The organism is Streptomyces afghaniensis (assembly GCF_044327915.1).
GTDB classification, from domain to species: domain Bacteria; phylum Actinomycetota; class Actinomycetes; order Streptomycetales; family Streptomycetaceae; genus Streptomyces; species Streptomyces afghaniensis.
In genome coordinates, this window is the sequence record NZ_JBIRGJ010000001.1 from 71,605 (window position 1) to 90,530 (window position 18,926).

At 70.8% G+C, this 18,926-nt stretch carries 14 protein-coding genes; 9 read left to right on the forward strand and 5 right to left on the reverse strand.

All coding sequences use genetic code 11. The features are described from left to right. Window positions 1–54: 54 nt before the first annotated feature. Window positions 55–2,931 carry a vitamin B12-dependent ribonucleotide reductase gene (locus ACH4G3_RS00300; RefSeq protein ID WP_397622332.1) on the forward strand — a complete coding sequence of 959 codons (2,877 nt, stop codon included), beginning with the start codon at window positions 55–57 and terminating at the stop codon, window positions 2,929–2,931. Between the two features lie 61 nt (window positions 2,932–2,992). Here the strand turns inward: ACH4G3_RS00300 and ACH4G3_RS00305 are convergent, their stop codons facing one another. Together ACH4G3_RS00305 and ACH4G3_RS00310 are read right to left on the reverse strand one after the other, a co-directional pair. Continuing rightward, entirely contained in the window at window positions 2,993–3,601 is a 609-nt protein-coding gene (locus ACH4G3_RS00305; RefSeq protein WP_397622333.1) for a phosphotransferase, read from the reverse strand. Next, window positions 3,540–4,073: a TerD family protein gene (locus tag ACH4G3_RS00310; protein WP_397622334.1), complete on the reverse strand. Its 534-nt coding sequence runs from the start codon at window positions 4,071–4,073 to the stop codon at window positions 3,540–3,542. The genes ACH4G3_RS00305 and ACH4G3_RS00310 overlap by 62 nt, the downstream gene beginning before the upstream one ends. A gap of 155 nt (window positions 4,074–4,228) precedes the next feature. Between ACH4G3_RS00310 and ACH4G3_RS00315 the strand changes: the two genes are divergently transcribed. The 3 genes from ACH4G3_RS00315 to ACH4G3_RS00325 all read left to right on the forward strand — a co-directional run bounded on the left by ACH4G3_RS00315 (window position 4,229) and on the right by ACH4G3_RS00325 (window position 6,565). Continuing rightward, window positions 4,229–4,834, forward strand: a complete 606-nt coding sequence (locus tag ACH4G3_RS00315; RefSeq protein WP_397622335.1) for a YdbC family protein — start codon at window positions 4,229–4,231, stop codon at window positions 4,832–4,834. Between the two features lie 150 nt (window positions 4,835–4,984). Further along, window positions 4,985–5,644, forward strand: coding sequence for a histidine phosphatase family protein (locus ACH4G3_RS00320; RefSeq protein ID WP_010034874.1), 660 nt, complete (start codon window positions 4,985–4,987; stop codon window positions 5,642–5,644). Between the two features lie 12 nt (window positions 5,645–5,656). Further along, on the forward strand, window positions 5,657–6,565 hold the full coding sequence (locus tag ACH4G3_RS00325) for an ADP-ribosylglycohydrolase family protein (protein WP_397622336.1): 909 nt from the start codon (window positions 5,657–5,659) through the stop codon (window positions 6,563–6,565). A 316-nt stretch (window positions 6,566–6,881) separates the two neighbouring features. On the opposite strand, the gene ACH4G3_RS00330 is transcribed toward ACH4G3_RS00325, so the two are convergent. After that, entirely contained in the window at window positions 6,882–8,429 is a 1,548-nt protein-coding gene (locus tag ACH4G3_RS00330) for an MFS transporter (protein ID WP_397622337.1), read from the reverse strand. Between the two features lie 187 nt (window positions 8,430–8,616). On the opposite strand from ACH4G3_RS00330, the gene ACH4G3_RS00335 reads away from it, so the two are divergent. The 3 genes from ACH4G3_RS00335 (at window position 8,617) to ACH4G3_RS00345 (ending at window position 10,719) form a co-directional block, all read left to right on the forward strand. Beyond that, the gene (locus ACH4G3_RS00335; protein ID WP_397622338.1) at window positions 8,617–9,237 is read left to right on the forward strand and encodes a TetR/AcrR family transcriptional regulator; all 621 of its coding nucleotides are present in this window, start codon (window positions 8,617–8,619) and stop codon (window positions 9,235–9,237) included. Window positions 9,238–9,319: 82 nt separating this feature from the next. After that, complete coding sequence (locus ACH4G3_RS00340; protein ID WP_020274573.1) at window positions 9,320–10,021, forward strand: ribonuclease HII; 702 nt, start codon at window positions 9,320–9,322, stop codon at window positions 10,019–10,021. Window positions 10,022–10,089: 68 nt separating this feature from the next. Further along, the gene (locus ACH4G3_RS00345) at window positions 10,090–10,719 is read left to right on the forward strand and encodes a hypothetical protein (RefSeq protein ID WP_397622339.1); all 630 of its coding nucleotides are present in this window, start codon (window positions 10,090–10,092) and stop codon (window positions 10,717–10,719) included. 316 nt (window positions 10,720–11,035) lie between these two features. Here ACH4G3_RS00345 and ACH4G3_RS00350 read toward each other — a convergent pair whose 3' ends face one another. After that, complete coding sequence (locus ACH4G3_RS00350) at window positions 11,036–11,650, reverse strand: hypothetical protein (protein ID WP_397622340.1); 615 nt, start codon at window positions 11,648–11,650, stop codon at window positions 11,036–11,038. A 358-nt stretch (window positions 11,651–12,008) separates the two neighbouring features. Beyond that, on the reverse strand, window positions 12,009–14,174 hold the full coding sequence (locus tag ACH4G3_RS00355) for a RecQ family ATP-dependent DNA helicase (RefSeq protein WP_397622341.1): 2,166 nt from the start codon (window positions 14,172–14,174) through the stop codon (window positions 12,009–12,011). Window positions 14,175–14,316: 142 nt separating this feature from the next. Between ACH4G3_RS00355 and ACH4G3_RS00360 the strand changes: the two genes are divergently transcribed. Next, window positions 14,317–16,296: a DUF4192 domain-containing protein gene (locus ACH4G3_RS00360; RefSeq protein WP_397622342.1), complete on the forward strand. Its 1,980-nt coding sequence runs from the start codon at window positions 14,317–14,319 to the stop codon at window positions 16,294–16,296. Window positions 16,297–16,994: 698 nt separating this feature from the next. Then, entirely contained in the window at window positions 16,995–18,863 is a 1,869-nt protein-coding gene (locus ACH4G3_RS00365; protein ID WP_397622343.1) for a glycogen debranching N-terminal domain-containing protein, read from the forward strand. Window positions 18,864–18,926: the final 63 nt, after the last annotated feature.

The window sequence follows — 18,926 nt, forward strand, 5'->3', positions numbered from 1 at the left end:
GCCACGGGAACAACGGGGCACTTCAGGGCGTTTTCGCCCGTACAGGGAGGCGGCATGACAGAGACGGCGAGTGGTCCGGCACGGAGTTCCCGCGCCAAGAGCACCAAGGCGAGCAAGGGCCTGCGTATCGAGCGCATCCACACCACCCCTGGGGTCCACCCGTACGACGAGGTGGCCTGGGAGCGCCGTGACGTCGTCATGACCAACTGGCGCGACGGCTCGGTCAACTTCGAGCAGCGTGGCGTCGAGTTCCCCGACTTCTGGTCGGTGAACGCGGTCAACATCGTCACCAGCAAGTACTTCCGCGGTGCCGTCGGCACCCCGCAGCGCGAGACCAGCCTCAAGCAGCTGATCGACCGCATCGTGAAGACGTACCGGAAGGCCGGAGAGGACCACAAGTACTTCGCCTCGCCCGCCGACGCCGAGATCTTCGAGCACGAGCTGGCGTACGCCCTCCTGCACCAGATCTTCAGCTTCAACAGCCCTGTCTGGTTCAACGTCGGTACCAAGCAGCCCCAGCAGGTCTCCGCCTGCTTCATCCTGTCCGTCGACGACTCCATGGAGTCGATCCTCGACTGGTACAAGGAAGAGGGCATGATCTTCAAGGGCGGCTCCGGCGCCGGCCTGAACCTCTCCCGGATCCGTTCCTCCAAGGAACTGCTCTCCTCCGGCGGCAACGCCTCCGGTCCGGTCTCCTTCATGCGCGGTGCCGACGCCTCCGCAGGAACGATCAAGTCCGGTGGCGCCACCCGCCGCGCCGCCAAGATGGTCGTCCTCGACGTGGACCACCCCGACATCGAGGACTTCATCGAGACCAAGGTCAAGGAAGAGGAGAAGATCCGCGTCCTGCGCGACGCGGGCTTCGACATGGACCTGGGCGGGGACGACATCGCCTCCGTCCAGTACCAGAACGCCAACAACTCGGTCCGTGTGAACGACGAGTTCATGAAGGCCGTCGAGCAGGGCGGCCAGTTCGGCCTGCGCGGCCGGATGACCGGTGAGGTCATCGAGGAGGTCGACGCCAAGTCGCTCTTCCGCAAGATCGCCGAGGCCGCCTGGGCCTGCGCCGACCCCGGCATCCAGTACGACGACACCATCAACAACTGGCACACCTGCCCCGAGTCCGGCCGGATCACCGCGTCGAACCCGTGCAGCGAGTACATGCACCTGGACAACACGTCCTGCAACCTGGCCTCGCTGAACCTGATGAAGTTCCTGAAGGACGACGGCAAGGGCAACCAGTCCTTCGAGGCGGAGCGCTTCCAGAAGGTCGTCGAGCTGGTCATCACCGCGATGGACATCTCGATCTGCTTCGCGGACTTCCCGACCCAGAAGATCGGCGAGAACACGCGCGCGTTCCGCCAGCTCGGCATCGGCTACGCCAACCTCGGCGCCCTGCTGATGGCCACCGGCCACGCCTACGACTCCGACGGCGGTCGCTCCCTCGCCGGCGCCATCACCTCCCTGATGACCGGCACGGCGTACCGCCGCTCCGCCGAACTCGCCGCGGTCGTCGGCCCGTACGACGGTTACGCCCGCAACGCCGACGCCCACAAGCGCGTCATGAAGCAGCACTCCGACGCCAACGACAAGGCCGTCCGCATGGACGACCTGGACACCCCGGTGTGGGCCGCTGCCAGCGAGTCGTGGCAGGACGTGCTGCGCCTCGGCGAGAAGAACGGTTTCCGTAACTCCCAGGCGTCCGTGCTCGCCCCGACCGGCACCATCGGCCTCGCGATGTCCTGCGACACCACCGGTGTCGAGCCCGACCTCGCGCTGGTCAAGTTCAAGAAGCTGGTCGGCGGCGGCTCGATGCAGATCGTCAACGGCACGGTCCCGCAGGCCCTGCGCCGTCTCGGTTACCTGGAAGAGCAGATCGAGGCGATCGTCGCCCACATCGCCGAGCACGGCAATGTGATCGACGCGCCCGGTCTCAAGCCCGAGCACTACGAGGTGTTCGACTGCGCCATGGGCGAGCGGGCCATCTCCCCGATGGGCCACGTCCGCATGATGGCCGCGATCCAGCCGTGGATCTCCGGCGCCATCTCCAAGACGGTCAACATGCCGGAGACGGCGACCGTCGAGGAGGTCGAGGAGATCTACTTCGAGGCCTGGAAGCTGGGCGTCAAGGCGCTCGCGATCTACCGCGACAACTGCAAGGTCGGCCAGCCGCTCTCCACCAAGAAGTGGGAGGAGAAGACCGAGGAGCCCGCCGCCGTCGAGGCCAAGGTCGAGAAGGTCGTCGAGTACCGCCCGGTCCGCAAGCGCCTTCCGAAGGGACGCCCCGGCATCACCACGTCCTTCACCGTCGGCGGTGCCGAGGGCTACATGACCGCCAACTCCTACCCGGACGACGGTCTCGGCGAGGTCTTCCTGAAGATGTCCAAGCAGGGCTCGACCCTCGCGGGCATGATGGACGCCTTCTCCATCGCCGTCTCCGTCGGTCTCCAGTACGGCGTGCCGCTGGAGACGTACGTCTCGAAGTTCACGAACATGCGCTTCGAGCCGGCCGGCATGACGGACGACCCGGACGTGCGGATGGCGCAGTCGATCGTCGACTACATCTTCCGCCGCCTGGCGCTGGACTTCCTGCCCTTCGAGACGCGCTCCGCGCTCGGCATCCACTCCGCCGAGGAGCGTCAGCGTCACCTGGAGACCGGTTCGTACGAGCCGAACGAGGACGAGGTGGACGTCGAGGGCCTGGCCCAGTCGGCGCCGCGGGCCCAGGAGCTGAAGGCCGTCTCCGCGCCGAAGAACGAAGAGGCGGCCAAGCCCGCCCCGCAGACGGCCCACACCAGTGCCGAACTGGTGGAGATGCAGCTGGGCATCCAGGCCGACGCCCCGCTGTGCTTCTCCTGCGGCACGAAGATGCAGCGCGCCGGTTCCTGCTACATCTGCGAGGGCTGCGGCTCCACCAGCGGTTGCAGCTGACGCCGAGCGCCTGAGCCGATGACAGAGGGGCACCGCCTTCGGGCCGGTGCCCCTCTCGTCGTCACAGACTGCGGATGCCGGGGAGCCTGTCCAGTACGCCGTCCAGCCCTGAACGGACGGCGTACTGGTCGCCGGTGTCCAACCCGTGCGTGACCTCGTACCACGCCCATGCCAGATCGACGGCGTGGTCTCCGATGTGCGTGTCACCGAAGTCGATGACCCCGGTGAGGACACCGTCCCGGGCCAGCAGACGCCCGAGTCCGAGATCCCCGTGGACGAGGGCCCCGGCGGGCAGCGTGCTGACGGCCTTCAGCAGGCCGGAGGCCGCTTCGTGCCGGTCCGACGGCAGGAGGGGCAGCACGCGCGCCCGGAAGTCGTCCGTCAGGGCGGCGCGTTCCCGGAGTACCTCCCGCCCGGGTGGCACTCCGCGTCGCACGGCCTCATCGGTGTCCGCCCTGTGCAAAGCCCGCAGGAACAGCCCCAAGGTGCGTCCCTGGGAGCGGTCGGCGGCGTTCGACCCAGCGGCCGTCGACCAGCCGGGCCTCGCAGTCCCAGCCGTCCGGAAGACCGAGTTCACCCCTGGTTGCCGCGGGCTCTTCGGGGAGACCTCACGGCCGGTGTGCGGCACCCATCGTCCTGGCGAAGTCCAGGGGGTCACCCTCGAAACCATGGAGGCCGGGGCGGAAGTCCCAGGGCCCGGAACCGTCCCGGACGAACTCCGCGACCGTCGCCGCCGTGGCCCCCAGGACACGGCCGAAGTCGTCCTCGGCCAGGACCGTGTACCCCTCGCGGATACGCAGCCCGGGGTTCACCACACTGACGAACGTGCGCTCCGCCGGGCGCTGCTGGATGACGACTCCGACCACCACGCGCGCGTAGCGGTTGTCGAGCCGGTCGAGTTCCAGCGTCATGACCTCGTCGTAGCCGAAGCCCTGGCCGTCCTTGCTGTCCCGGTTGAGATAGATGGTGCCGTCGGGGGAGCGGCTGTCGAAGTGCACCACATAGGCGGGATCACCGTGCGGGGCTTCCGCCAGGTAGGTCGCCGCGACGAGGTCCAGGTCGGTGGACGGCTGTCCCGCCGGACTGGGATCCCACCGCACCGCGATCTCGACCTTGCGCAGCCCCTTGTTCAGCCCGTCCACCAGCGTCCCCTTCCCCGTACCGACCCGCCCGATCGCCGCAACTGCCGGGCAGCCATGACTGGTTGCCCATCCTGCCACGCATGCGCGTGCGCGCGCCGGAGAGCGGTCCAGCCGAGAGTGACCGGCGCCACGCTCCGTGGCCTTACCATGGCGCGGTGCTGGTCAAGTGGATTCGCTGCACCGTGGTGGACCGCCGCGGTTTCGAGCGGGGGCAGCGGAAGTGGGCGGGGCTTCTGGGGGAGCCGGGGTTTCGGGGACAGGGGGGTGGCTGGAGCCGGGGGCGGCAGGACGTGGCGCACATCTTCGCGTTCTGGGAGAGCCGCGCCTTCTACGACTCCTTCATGGCACGGTCCCACGACCGGCTTGCGTCGGCCCAGTCGGGCACGTTCAAGGACGCCCAGGTCAGGCTCTTCGACTACCGCTTCGACGTGAAGACCGGCTTCGAACCGCGCTTCACGGACGCCGACCTGCTGCGCGTGGCGCTCTGCCGTGTCCACGAGGAGCGGGTCGAGCACTTCGTGCTGATGCAGGAGAAGGTCTGGAACCCGGCGATGGCCGGCTCGCCGGGCATGGTGCGCGGGCTGTTCGGCGAGGCGTCCGGGAACGAGTTCATGATTCTGTCGATGTGGCGGTCGGCCGCCGAGCACGGCAAATACCGCACCGAACGCGTGGAGCGGCTCGCCCTGCGGGCCCAGACGGAGGCGGACGTGGCGGCGCTCACCGGGGACGTCGTGGACATGGAACCGAGCTGGACCGTCTGATCTCGGCCGGTCCGGACGGGCCTGGACTGATTGATCCCGGTCGGACGGCCGTGCGACCTGTGTGATCTGTGGTGCAGGATGTGTGTGACCTACGCTGTATGGGCACGGTACGAGTGCTCGACGGGCCCTCACCCGATCTAGGGTTTTGGCATGGCACGACCACGGCGCATCGTCCTTGTCCGGCACGGCGAGTCAACGGGCAATGTTGATGACTCCGTGTACGAGCGTGAACCCGACCACGCCCTGGCACTGACCGAGCGGGGCAGGCGGCAGGCGGAGGCGACGGGCGAGCGGTTGCGCGAGCTGTTCGGCGGCGAACGCGTCAGCGTGTACGTCTCCCCGTACCGCCGCACGCACGAGACACTGCGCGCCTTCCGCCTCGACCCCGGGCTCATACGGGTGCGCGAGGAACCCCGGCTGCGCGAGCAGGACTGGGGCAACTGGCAGGACCGGGACGAGGTCCGCCTCCAGAAGACCTACCGTGACGCGTACGGCCACTTCTTCTACCGTTTCGCCCAGGGCGAGTCCGGCGCCGACGTCTACGACCGGGTCGGCGGCTTCCTGGAAAGCCTGTTCCGCAGCTTCGAGGATCCCGACCATCCGCCGAACGTCCTGATCGTCACCCACGGTCTGGCCATGCGGCTGTTCTGCATGCGGTGGTTCCACTGGACGGTCGCCGAGTTCGAGTCGCTGTCGAACCCGGGGAACGGCGAGGTGCGGATGCTCGTTCTGGGAGACGACGGCAAGTACACCCTTGACCGGCCGTTCGACCGCTGGCGAGATCCCGAGCCCTACGGGATCACTGGATAGAGTGGCAGGGCGATGACCGCTGATTCCTCCACCGACGAGCGCCTGGACCGCGCCCTGGCCAGCCTGCGCGGACTGTCCGTCGGGGACGCCCTGGGCTCCCAGTACTTCGTGCCCGTGAACTACCCGCTGCTGAAGCGCCGCGAGCTTCCGACCGGGCCGTGGCAGTGGACCGACGACACGGAGATGGCCGGCTCCGTCGTCGCTGTCCTGTTCGCTCACCACCGCATCGACCAGGACGCCCTGGCCCGCTCCTTCGCCGAGCACCACGATTTCGACCGGGGCTACGGCCCCGCGGTCAACCGCCTGCTGCGGCTCGTCCGGGAGGGCGGTGACTGGCGGGAACTCGCCGCCGCGCTCTTCAACGGACAGGGCTCCTGGGGTAACGGCGCCGCGATGCGGATCGCCCCGCTGGGCGCCTGGTACGCGGACGACCCGGAGCAGGCGACGCACCAGGCGGAGATCTCGGCCTACACCACCCACCAGCATCGCGAGGCCGTCGTCGGCGCCATGGCCGTCTCCGCGGCCGCCGCGTTCGCCGCCGCCCCCGGCGGGCCGCCCGGTCCCGAAGCCCTCCTCGACGGGGTCATCGAGCTGGTGCCGAAGAAGAGCGCGGTGGGTGCGGGACTGCGCCGGGCCCGGGACATGCTCGACTACGCCGACCCGGCCACGGTCGCGGCGGTACTGGGGTGCGGACGGCGGACGACCGCCCACGACACCGTGCCCTTCGCTCTCTGGTCGGCGGCGCGAAGTCTCGGTGACTACCAGCAGGCGTTCTGGACGACCGCGCAGGTCGGCGGGGACGTCGACACCACCTGTGCCATCGTGGGCGGCGTGATCGCCTCGGGGAAGGCGGGGGCGCCGCCGGCCGAGTGGGTGGAACGCACCGAGCTGCTGCCGGACTGGGTGCCTGCGTCGGTCTAGCGGTCCTGCATGAGTTCTGGATCAGCTTCGGTCTAGCCATCAGAACTCTCCGTGCGCATCGGGAACTCTCCGTGACCGGCCGCTCGTTGTCGTGACGTCCGCTGTGCGAGCCCTGAGGGCGCGCACGCTGGAGGTGCGTAGAGGAGCGGGAAGGGGGGTCATGGAGTTCCTGTCGGCTGTTCTGATCCACTGGTGGGAGGCATTCGCACGCCGCGTCGGACGTGCGCGGCCGGTCGCGGACCGGCCCGGCAGCCGCCGGCGGGCCCGTGTCGAGCCCGCCGGGAAGCCGCCGGAGCCGTCTAGCCATGCCTTTGCGTCAGCCCAGCCCCGGCCCGGCCGAGCCGGAGAGCGCCTCCAGGTCGCTCTTGCGGACCCGGATCACCAACCAGGCGGTGGCCAGGGCGAGGACGGCCATGGCCGCGGCCGGGACGAAGGCGGCGGAGATGCCCTGGGCCAGTACCTCGTGCCCCCACGGCGCGGGCAGCTGATGCGTCGTCGCGAACTCCGCCTTCTGCTCAGGGGAGCCCTCGGCCATGAACTGCGGAAGCTGCTTTTCCGCCTCGTCCCTGGTCGCCGTGCCGAACACGGTCGTCAGGATGGACAGACCCAGCGATCCGCCCACCTGCTGCGTGGTGTTGAGCAGTCCGGAGGCTGCGCCCGCCTCGTGCTGGGCGACACCGGACACGGCGGTGAGCGTGAGCGTCACGAAGTTCAGGCCCATGCCGAAGCCGAACACCAGCATCGGACCGAGAACCCCGCCGACGTACGAGCTGTCGGAGCTGATGAGCGCCTGCCAGGCCAGTCCGATCGCCGCGAGCGCCGAGCCCAGGAGCATGAACGGCTTGGGGCCCAGCACCGGCAGGAACCGCTGCGACAGGCCCGCGCCGAGCGCGATCACGACGGTCACGGGCAGGAAGGCGAGCCCCGCCTCGATCGGGCTGTAGCCGAGCACGTTCTGCACGAACAGCACGATGTAGAAGAACATGCCGAACATAGCCGCCGCGAGGCTCAGCATGATCACGTACGTGCCCGAGCGGTTCCGGTCGGTGAACATCCGCAGCGGCGTGATCGGCTCCTTGGCCCGGGACTCGATGATCCCGAACGCCAGCAGCAGGACCACGGCGGCGACGAAGGACCCGATGGTGAGGCTGTCCCGCCAGCCCTCGTCCGCCGCCCGGATGAAGCCGTACACGAGGGACGCCATGCCCGCGGTCGAGGTCACCGCGCCCGCTATGTCGAAACGTCCGGTGTGCCGTTCCGACTCGCTGATGTAGAGCGGAGTGAGTACGGCGATCAGCACGCCGATCGGCACGTTCACGAAGAGCACCCAGCGCCAGTCGAGCCACTCGGTGAGCATGCCGCCCGCGAGCAGGCCGATGGCGCCACCACCGGCGGACACCGCGGCGAAGACACCGAAGGCCCGGTTGCGCTCCGGACCCTCGGGGAACGTGGTGGTGATGAGCGCCAGCGAGGTGGGCGACGCGATCGCGCCTCCCACGCCCTGGAGGACCCGCGCGGCAAGCAACTGCCACGGCTCCTGGGCGAGCCCGCCGAGCAGCGAGGCGAAGGTGAACAGCAGGATGCCGGTCATGAACACCCGGCGGCGCCCGAGGATGTCACCGGCGCGGCCGCCGAGGAGCAGCAGACCGCCGAAGGTGAGTGTGTAGGAGCTGACGACCCAGGTGAGGTCGGTGGTGCTGAACTTGAGTGCGTCTTGAATGTGCGGGAGCGCGATGTTCACAATCGTCGCGTCGAGTACCACCATGAGTTGGCAGGCCGCGATGACGGTGAGCGCGATGCCGGGGTGTCCCTCCCGGCGTGCCGGAGCTGGCTTCTGGTCCTTGAGCAATGGAGAGGTTGTCACTATGGGTCCCCCACGAGTGCGTTAGTGAACGCTCGCGTTCACTGCCGCGTCAAAGGTAGTGAGTCCCCGACAGTGAACGCAAGCGTTCACTTTTGGCGTCGTCGTGCGGCGCGTCCCCCTTTGCCGCCGTCCGGCACGTCCCCCAACCCCGAAATCCCCGCTTCATCTGCTCGTTGGAGAAAGTTCGATGGTTACCCCGAGCTGGGCGGATGCCCCCGCTCAGACGGCCGCCCGTCGCCGCGGCGCCGTGCTCGAACGCGCGATCCTCGACGCCGCGCTGGACCAACTCAGCACCGTCGGCTGGAACGGCCTGACGATGGAAGGCGTCGCCGCCGGTGCCCAGACCGGCAAGGCCGCCGTCTACCGGCGCTGGCCGTCCAAGGAGGACCTCGTCGCCGACGCTCTGCGCGCCGGGCTGCCGCACTTCGACGCGGTACCGGACGAGGGGAGCGTGCGTGAGGACCTCTTGGCGCTCTGCCGGAGAGCCCGCGACGCGATGTTCTCCCGCCCGGGCTTCGCGCTTCGCTCGGTGATTCACGAATGCGACACGACGCAGGCCGAGCGCTTCCATGCCGTGATCTTCGACGGGGTCGTGGAGCCCACCATCAAGATGCTGCGGGAAGTCGTCGAGCGCGGGATCAGGCGAGGCGAGGTGCGTTCCGACGCTGCGAATGGATACGTCTTCGACGCCATCCCGGCGATGATGATGTACCGCTCCAAGATGTGCGGCTGTGAATGGCGGGACCAGGAAATCGAGGAGATGATCGACCAGTTGATGGTTCCGCTGCTGCGGGCGAGCGGCGCCTGACAGGGGTCGGCGAGTGCCGTGGCACCGCCAGGGCCGACCGGGGTGTCGCGCGCGGTTCCGGGCGGCGTAACCTAGGGTCGCCATGCCGTACGAACCGCCTACTCACACCGTCGAGCGCTCCCTTCGAGCCACGACCGGAGCGAAGATCGTTGCAGGTGTCGACGAGGTGGGGCGCGGTGCGTGGGCCGGTCCCGTCACCGTCTGTGCGGCGATCACCGGACTGCGCCGGCCGCCCGAGGGTCTCACCGATTCGAAGCTGCTCACCATCAAGCGACGCACCGAACTCGCCGAGGAACTGCGGAAGTGGGTGACGTCGTACGCCCTGGGTCACGCCTCCCCGGAGGAGATAGACAGCCTGGGGATGACGGCCGCGCTGCGGCTCGCCGCAGGGCGTGCCCTGGACGCCCTGCCGGTCCGCCCCGACGCGGTCATCCTCGACGGGAAGCACGACTATCTCGGTGCGCCCTGGCGGGTCCGTACGGTGATCAAGGGCGACCAGTCGTGCGTGGCGGTCGCGGCGGCCTCGGTGATCGCCAAGGTTCAGCGCGACAAAATGATGGCCGAACTGGGTATCGACCATGCAGACTTCGGTTTTGCGGACAACGCCGGGTATCCCTCACCCGTGCACAAGGCCGCACTGGCGGAGCGGGGCCCCACCCCCTACCACCGGTTGTCGTGGGCGTATCTTGATGCGCTGCCCCAGTGGCGGCACCTCAAGAAGGTCCGCAGCTGGACGGACGGAAGCGTTCCGGAAATCGAGGGTCAGCTGGGCTTCGATTTCTGACGGTTTCGTTCGCACGCATGCGCCACCCGCCGACGCGGGCCGTACCAACGTTTGATAAATATCAACCCATGCCTCTCATTCCCGAGGAGCCTCAGATTCACGAGAGTGCCCAGGGTCCCCGCGCCACTCCGGCCAGCGGCCGCACCGCGCCGACCCCTCGCCCCGTACCCGGCCCCCGTCCCGCGGCTCCGTCGCGTCCCGGTCGTCCCGGTCCTCTCCGGCCCGCGCCGCCGGTGCAGCGCACGCCGCGTGACGCGGCCGCCAAGCCCGGTCCGTCGGGTCCCGAAGCCGGTGCCGCCGCTCCGGCCACCCCGCAGATCCAGCTGATCCCGGCTTCCGCCGAAGGCGCGCTCGACGCCGCCGAGGAGGCCGTGGACCTGCTCCTGGACTCCGGTCGCGCCCCCGGAGACGTCCTGGTGATCACGACCGGCGAACAGCACCCGTGGGCTGCCCACGAGCTGTCGTTCGGCGAGACCGCCTACTGGGCCCAGCACGACGCCGGTGACGATGTCTTCTACACGGACGCCACCGTCGCCGGCCGCGCCGCGTCTCGTCCTGTGGTCGTTGTCGCCGTCAACGGCGGTGCCGAGGCCGCAGCCGCGAGTGCCCTGTCCCTTGCCCACTCCCGGGCCACCGCCCTGCTGATCGTCTGCGGTGATCCGCAGCGGATCAACTCGGTGCTGGGCACGAGCGTCTGAGTAGGTGCCGTGGCGTCCGGTCGGGCGCCCGGGGCTGACCTCAGGCGCCGCTGCGGCGGCTCTGCACGGCGGGTGGTTCGGCGAGCCCGGAGGGCTGGACGCCGTCGCAGCGCGCGGCTCTGCCCGAGTGGCCTCAGCGCTGTCAGGGTGCTCGTTCCGGCTGCCGGTCGCAGGAACCGTGGCGTGCCGTACGGCGGAGTGCAGCCCTCAGTTCGTGCAGCCCCCCAGTCCGTGCGGACCCCAGTCCGCGCGGAACGGTCTACTCGGGGACTGTCTGCTCAGGGACGTCTGCTCAGGGACGGTCTGTCCAGAGACCTCAGCGTGCCGCCGCAGCGCGGCGCAGCACTTCGGAGGCGGCGCCACCGGTGCGCGGCAGCGGCGGCGGTGCCTCCGACGTGTCGAACGGCTCCGGTGCCGACGCGGAGTGCGGGCGGCGTCCGCCGCGGCCCTCGCCGAGCACCTGCCAACCGTCGCGGGTCAGCGTGATGTACGCCCCGCAGCGCAACCCGTGCAGGGTGCAGGCGTCGCGCAGCCCCCACATCCACGCGCCGTCCTCTTCGGTCCAACGCGCGTCGCCCTCACGGCAGTAGAGCAGCACGGCGGTGCGCACCGGTGTGCGGCGTCGCAGATCGTGCGGGATGATCCGGCGCAGCTGCGCCAGCAAGACGTTGCGGAACATCCAGCCGTCGGCCGGGGCCGCCCGGCGGACGAACGAGGCGCTCGCCCGCAGCCGCTCGTCCGGATCGAGTACGGCGATGACAGCGGTCGCCGGCTGCGGGTGGTGCCGGGCGTGCAGTCCGCTGACGACTTCACGGGGGTTGCGGAGCAACGGGATCCCGGCGGCGGCCCATTCCGCGGGTTCGAGCAAGCGGTTGGCGGAAGCGGCGGACGTCGACGCCGCTGCCGAGGCCGGAGCGAATCCGAAGGTCACGGTCCTCCCTTCGGCTACGCGCCCACACTGCGGGCGGGGTCGGAATCTGGGAGCGCGCACCGCAGCAAAGCCCTACCGGATCGGCGGTCGTGCCGTGCGGGAGCGGACCTCAATTCTTCCTGTCGAACTTGAATGCGGCAACGAGCAATTGGCGCAGTCGACCGTTATCAGATGATGCGCGGCTAATATCCTCACCCTGTGCGTCGCCGGGCCACCCATGGGGCGTTCGAGCACGACACGTTCGTACGTCACAGGGGTGCGCGGTGTCCAGAGGTGTGCCAGACCGGGCAGGTGGCGGTATCCGGGCAAGGGGCCGATGTCCGGCGAGGATGCGGTGACCGCGCCTCTCGACGTGCTGTCAGCCCTGCACGGCCAGCACCAGCGGCAACACCTCCTGCGCACCGGAGCGCCGGAGCATGCGGGACGCGACCGCGAGGGTCCAGCCGGTCTCCGTGTAGTCGTCCACGAGGAGCACCGGGCCCTGGGCCTCGGCGAGGGCGGACGCGAGGGCGGGCGGCACGACCAGTGCCCCGTCGAGCGCCTTCAGCCGCTGGGCACTGTTGCTCCGGGGCCCCGGATACACCTCACCCGCGTACTCGACAGCCCCTAGCAGTGGCAGTCGGCCGACCTCCGCGATACGCGCTCCCAGGGAGTGGATCAACCGGGGGCGTGTGCGGGAGGCGACGGTGACGACGCCCACCGGGCGGGGCTGCGGGTCCGGCACGCCCGGGGCCCAGCCGCCGGGCCCCTTGGCCCAGTCGGCCAGCACGCCCACGACGGCCTTCGCCACGTCGTCCGGCACGGGCTCGTCGGGGGCCTGGGCCGCGAGCATGGGCCGAAGCCGGTTGCCCCAGCCGATGTCCGACAGGCGTCCCAACGCACGTCCCGGAGCGGCCTGTTCGCCGGCCGGGATGCGTCCCTTGAGGTCCACCCCGATCGCCGGCAGCCCGGTCGGCCACATCCGTCGGGGCTCCACCTCGACACCCGCACGCCCCAGGTCCACGCGCGCGGCGTCGAGCGCCTCCCCGGACATGTCCGCGGTGAAGCGCGGGCCCGCGCAGTTGTCGCAGCGACCGCACGGCTTGGCGGCCTCGTCGTCCAGCTGGCGCTGCAAGAACTCCATCCGGCAGTCCGACGTCGACGCGTATTCGCGCATCGCCTGCTGCTCGGCCTTGCGCTGCCGTGCCACCCACGCGTACCGCTCGGCGTCGTACGTCCAAGGCTGCCCGGTCGCGATCCAGCCCCCCTTGACCCGCTTCACCGCCCCATCCACGTCAAGGACCTTGAGCATGGACTCCAGGCGGGAGCGGCGCAGCTCCACCAGGGGCTCCAGGGCGGGCAGCGAGAGGGGCTTCTCCGCGTGCCCGAGGACGTCGAGCGTGCGGCGCACCAGGTCTTCCGGGGGGAAGGCGAGCGACGCGAAGTACTCCCAGATCGCTTCGTCTTCCCTCCCGGGGAGCAGGAGCACCTCGGCGTGCTCCACGCCGCGTCCCGCGCGGCCCACCTGCTGGTAGTAGGCGATCGGGGAGGAGGGCGAACCGAGGTGCACCACGAAGCCCAGATCTGGCTTGTCGAAGCCCATACCGAGTGCCGACGTGGCGACCAGCGCCTTCACCTTGTTGGCGAGCAGATCCTCCTCGGCCTGCTGCCGGTCGGCGTTCTCCGTCTTGCCCGTGTACGAGGCGACCGTGTGCCCGCGCTGACGGAGGAAGGCGGTGACCTCCTCGGCGGCGGCCACGGTGAGCGTGTAGATGATCCCGGACCCCGGCAGTTCGTCGAGGTGCTCGGCGAGCCAGGCCATCCGGTGCGCGGCGTCCGACAGCCGTAGCACGCTCAGACTCAGGCTGTCCCGGTCCAGCGGGCCCCGCAGCACGAGGGCGTCCGAGCTGCCGCCGGTGCCGAGCTGTTCTGCGACGTCGGCGGTCACGCGCGCGTTGGCTGTGGCGGTGGTCGCGAGCACCGGCACACCGGGCGGGAGGTCGGCGAGCATCGTGCGCAGCCGGCGGTAGTCCGGCCGGAAGTCGTGGCCCCAGTCGGAGATGCAGTGCGCCTCGTCCACCACCAGCAGGCCGGTGGCGGCCGCGAGCCGGGGCAGGACCTGGTCCCGGAAGTCCGGATTGTTGAGCCGCTCAGGACTCACCAGCAGGACGTCGACCTCACCCGCGGCGATCTCGTCCTGAACGGCCTCCCACTCCTCGGTGTTGGAGGAGTTGATGGTCCGGGCGTGGATGCCGGCCCGGGCCGCTGCCTCGACCTGGTTCCGCATGAGCGCGAGCAGCGGGGACACGATCACGGTCGGCCCGCTGCCCTGCGCCCGCAGCAGCGAGGTAGCCACGAAGTAGACCGCGGACTTGCCCCAGCCCGTGCGCTGGACGACCAGGGCGCGGCGTTTGTCGGCGACCAGTGCTTCGATCGCCCGCCACTGGTCCTCGCGCAGCCGGGCCGTTCCGGAGACGTCCCCGACGAGACGGGCGAGGACAGTGTCGGCCGCCGCCCGGAGATCCGCGTTGCTCGTGTGCTCCATGCGTTCCATACAACAGGACGGCACTGACAGCGCGAGCGGTGCATGGGGTAATCCGACACCTCGGTGTTTTCAGTGTCGTGTCCCTGATCGGAGTTATCCACAGGCTCAAGCGGATCTTCGGGTTCCGCGAGATCGTCTCCGCATGACGAACCACAGCGAAGCCACTGGATCCTCTGAGAACGGCGACATCACCGGATCTGACATGCCCGGTAAGCACAAGCACGGGGGACGCAAGCACGGTGGACCGCGGAAGCGGGCGAGCGAGGCGACCGGGCCGCACGTCCCCAGCCCCGCATACGACGGCCGCGGCGGCGAGAACCAGGTCACCCTGCGCACCCCTGCCGAACTGGCCGACGCACTGCCGTATCTGCTCGGGTACCGCCCGGAGGACAGCATCGTCCTGGTCGCCCTGCACGACAGGGACGGACGCGGCCGGTTCGGGGGCCGGGCCCGCCTCGGCATTCCTGCGAACGCGGACGACTGGCCGTCAGCGGCTCGGCAGCTGGCCCACGGACTGGTGACAGGCAGCGAGCGCCGAGGGGCCCGCCCCGAGTCGATGGTCGCCTTCCTCTGCCAGGAACCGCGAAAGGGCGAGTCCGGCCGACAGGTCATGGAGCGGCTGAAGCCGCTGGCGCAAAGGCTGCGCGTGGAGTGCGGTTCCCTGGACGTGACGGTGGTCGAGGCGCTGTGCATCTCCGACGGCCGCTACTGGTCTTTCTGCTGTGACAACGCGGTGTGCTGCCCGCCCGAGGGCGCTCCCATGGGCCTGCCCGGCACATCGGTGCTGGCGGCCGCTGCCACGTATGCGGGCATCCAGGTGCGCGGCACACTGCGGGAGCTGCGCGCCCGGCTGCTCCCCTGGGAGAACGCCGCCGCTCTCCAGCAGGAGACCGCCCTGGACACCGCCAGCCTGGCACTGGTCCCGAGGATCCTGGACGACGCCGGCCGTGCAGACGTGGCCGACGAGACACTGCAACTGGCCGGGCGGATCCTGGACCGCTTCGCCGGGGCACACCCCGTCTCCGGCATGCTCCTGGCGGATCTCCGCGACGACGAACTCCTCGCGCACGACGAGGCAGCCCGGCTGATCCTCGGCCTCCAGGACCGCGCGACCCGTGACCGCGCGGCCGAATGGATGGAGGGCGACGAGGCCGGACCCGCCCTGCGCCTCTGGCGGTCACTGGCTCGCCGCTGCGTCGGACCTTACGGCGAGCACGCCGCGGCGCCGCTCACTCTGGCCGGCTGGGTCGCATGGTCCACCGGCGACGAACTGGAGGCCCGGGAAGCCCTCGCCATGGCCCTGGGCGCGGATCCCGACTATCTCTTCGCCCGTCTTCTGCACCAGGCATGCAACGAAGGCCTCGACCCGGAGTCGATCCGCAGCTGCCTGCGAGCGGAACGCGACGGCCGTGGGCGCTCGGGAGCCGCCGACTCGGTGGCTCGGGCCGACGGCTTGGACGTCGGCGCAGGCGGCTCCCTGGCTCGGGCGGAAGAACGTCTCGAGCGGGTGGACGACTGCCTTGTTCCGACAGGCGACTGCGTTGAGCGGGTGGGTGGCTCCCTGGCAGGGACGAACGACTGCGTCGAGCAGGTGGGCGGCTCCCGGGCCAGGGCGGACGACTCCGCCGGGCGGTCGGCCGGCTCCGTCGCGCGCAACGACGCCTCCCCGGCTCGGCCCGCCGCCGACGAGTCCGCCACAGGCAACGCAACCGTGCCCGAGTCCGACAAGGCAGCCGCGGCCGAGTCCGACAAGGCAGCCGCGGCCGAGTCCGAGCCGGCGCCCGCATCCACGACGGTGCCCTCACGTCGCCGACGCCGTATCCGTTCCACCGGTGCTGCCGGTGCTGCAGGTGCCGTCGGCACGGCCCAGGGCAGTACCCGCGCGGGAGACCGTGTGCCGGGCAGCCGGGCTCCCCGTCGGCGTACGCAGGCAGGCACTACGCGCCCTGCCGGTGCCGCAGACGCCGGCACACGTACCGGGCGAGCGCCCGCCGGCACCGCGCGGTCCGGCAGCGGACGCACGAGCGGCACGCCTGTGCATTCGCGGAACACGGCCATGCCCTGCCGGGACATCGGCAAGGAAAGCGCACAGCCCGGGCAGGGCACGGAGGTGGAGGAATGAGTGTCCTCTGGGGGGCCGCGACGCGCGCGGGACGGGGACACGGGCGTGACCCGGAGGAGGTGCACGCCGTTCACCTGAGTGGCGGAACGCCTGGACGGGCCGTGACGCCGAACCGCCCCTGCCCCGTCGGAGCCCTCCGGCACCGGCGCCGAACTCGATCGAGGCGCACAGAGCGCAGAGGAAGCCTCCCCATGCAACAGCCGACTCCGCCCTCCTCCGCCGCCGACGACGACCGCCACGCCCCGGGTGGGTCCCCGCCGCCTCGCGGGTCTGGCCCCGGCCTGCCCGGTGCAGGCGCTCCACGGCCGGGAGTCCAGAAGGCCCCTGCGCGGCCGGCGGCACGCGTCGACGGATTCGGTCCCAGGTTCCCCGGAGGTGCCTCACCGGCCCCGGTGCCCATCGGCCCGGACGCGTGTCCGCCCTCGACACCGGACCGGAGGCATCCGTCACCTCAAGAGACAGGCGCGAACCGTCGCCCCCGGTCGGCCGCCCCGGCCGGCGGTTCCGCGTCGGGGTACGGCTCCGCCCCGCCGCCCTTGGCCGAGAGCCGGGGCCCGTCCTCCGCAGGGCAGCCTGTCGCGCCTCCCCGGGGCGCCACGATCCCCGGACTGCGCTGGTCCGCCGACCTGCCGCCGGCCCACACCATGATGATCTGTGTCGCGCTTCCCGGTCTGGCCATCTCGACGGAGGAAGGGCAGATGACCGGCAGGGGACTGGAAGGGTTCTACCGCGCGGGGCGGCGCGTGCTCTCGCGGTGCGAGATCCGTGTGGCCGGGCGGGAGCCACTCGCCGTGCAGGCCCGCATGGCTGCGGCCGACCGGGCCAGGTTCGTGGGCACGCTCCGCACGTCACCGCAGGCAGGCCCGGATCCGGACGTGATCGTGGAACGCAACCGTCTCGCGGACGGCACAGAGCGGATCACCCTGCACAGCGCGGCCCCGCGCCCGCTGCGCCTGCCGGTCGAGGTCTCCCTGGGCACGGACCTGGCCGACCTGGGGTCGATCGCCTCGGGCCGCGCCGGACCGGAACTCCCCGCCAGTGTCCACGATTCCGGCCTGCGCTGGTCCTGCGCCAGCGGCAACGCGTCCGTCACGGCCGCACCGCCTCCCTCGGACGCCCTGGCCTCGGCCGGGCTGCTGCGGTGGGAGCTCGACCTGCCGCCGGGCGGCAGCAGAAGCGTGGAGCTGCGGGTGCGACCCGATGGCGCCGGTCCCCTCCGAGCCGTGGGCCGCGCGGCGACCAGCCCCCTCGCCGCCGCGCGAGCGGAAGGCGACGACCCCAGAGTCCCCGGCTTCCTCAGGACGAGCATCGAGGACCTCCAGGCCCTCCTGCTGCGTGATCCCGCGAACCCCGCCGACACCCACCTCGCGGCCGGGGCACCCTGGCGCTGCGGTCTGGCCCCCGCCGACGCGCTCGTGGCCGCCCGGATGGCCCTGCCGCTCGGCACGGGCCTGGCAGCCGGGACGCTGCGGATCCTCGCCCGTACCCAACTCACCGGCCCGGGAGCGCAGTCCGGGATGATCCCCGGCCCGAGACGGGACGCGGGCCCGCACCTTCCGCCACAGTGCACCGGCACGGAGGCCACGCTGCTCTTCCCCGTACTGCTCGCCGAGGCCCGCCGCTGGGGCCTCGGCGACCAGGAAACGGAGGAGCTGCTGCCCGCCGCCGAGCGCTGTCTGACCTGGCTGCGCACCACCGTGGGCGACGACACGTACCTCCGCGACCCGCATCCCGGCGGTCCCGTCCGCTGCGAGACACAGGCCCACGCCCACCGTGCCGCGCTCCTCGGCGCCGACCTGCTCGACACCTGCGGCCGCACGGGCGGACCAGCACTCCGCCAGTGGGCGCAGGCCTTGCGGACCGCCTTCCGCAGGGACTTCTGGGTCGACGACCTCGGGGGAGGCCGGCCCGCGGCAGCCCGTGCCTCGGACGGCAGCCCCGTGCCTCATCTGGGCGCGGCCGCAGTCCACCTCCTCGACACCGGCCTGCTGGGTGAGGGCGCCTTGGCACCAGGCCTGCTCGACAAGGTGCGGACCGAGAACCTCGCCCGACTGCTCGGCAGCCCTGTCATGGACTCGGGCTGGGGCCTGCGCGGACTGGGCGCCAAGGAACCGGGGTTCAATCCGTTCGGCCACCGCGCCGGGGCCGTACGGATCCAGGAGACCGCAGTCGCCGTCGCGGGGCTGGCCGCCGCCGGATACGAGAAGGAGGCGACCTCGCTGCTGCGCGGGGTACTCGCGGCCGCCGAGACTTTCGACCATCGGCTGCCCGACATGTACGCGGGCGAACAGCGCACGGAGGGGAGCGCCCCCCTCCCGCACCCGGCGGCCTGCCGCCCCGCTGCCACTCCGGCGGCAGCCGGAGTGCTGCTGCTGACCACGCTCGTCGGCATCCGCCCCGACGCCCCGGCCGGGACGGTGACCCTGCGCCCCATGCGCAGCGCGCCCCTGGGCGAGATCGGTTTCACGGGCCTGCGGATCGCGGGCGCCCCGTTCTCCGTGCGGGTCAGCCGACTCGGCCTCGCCATGGTCGAGGAAGCGGCCGACGGACTCCAACTGGGGGTGTGACCTGGTACGACGTTCAACCGCTGGAGAACCGGGCGCCACAGTGGAGTCCATGTCCGACCGAAG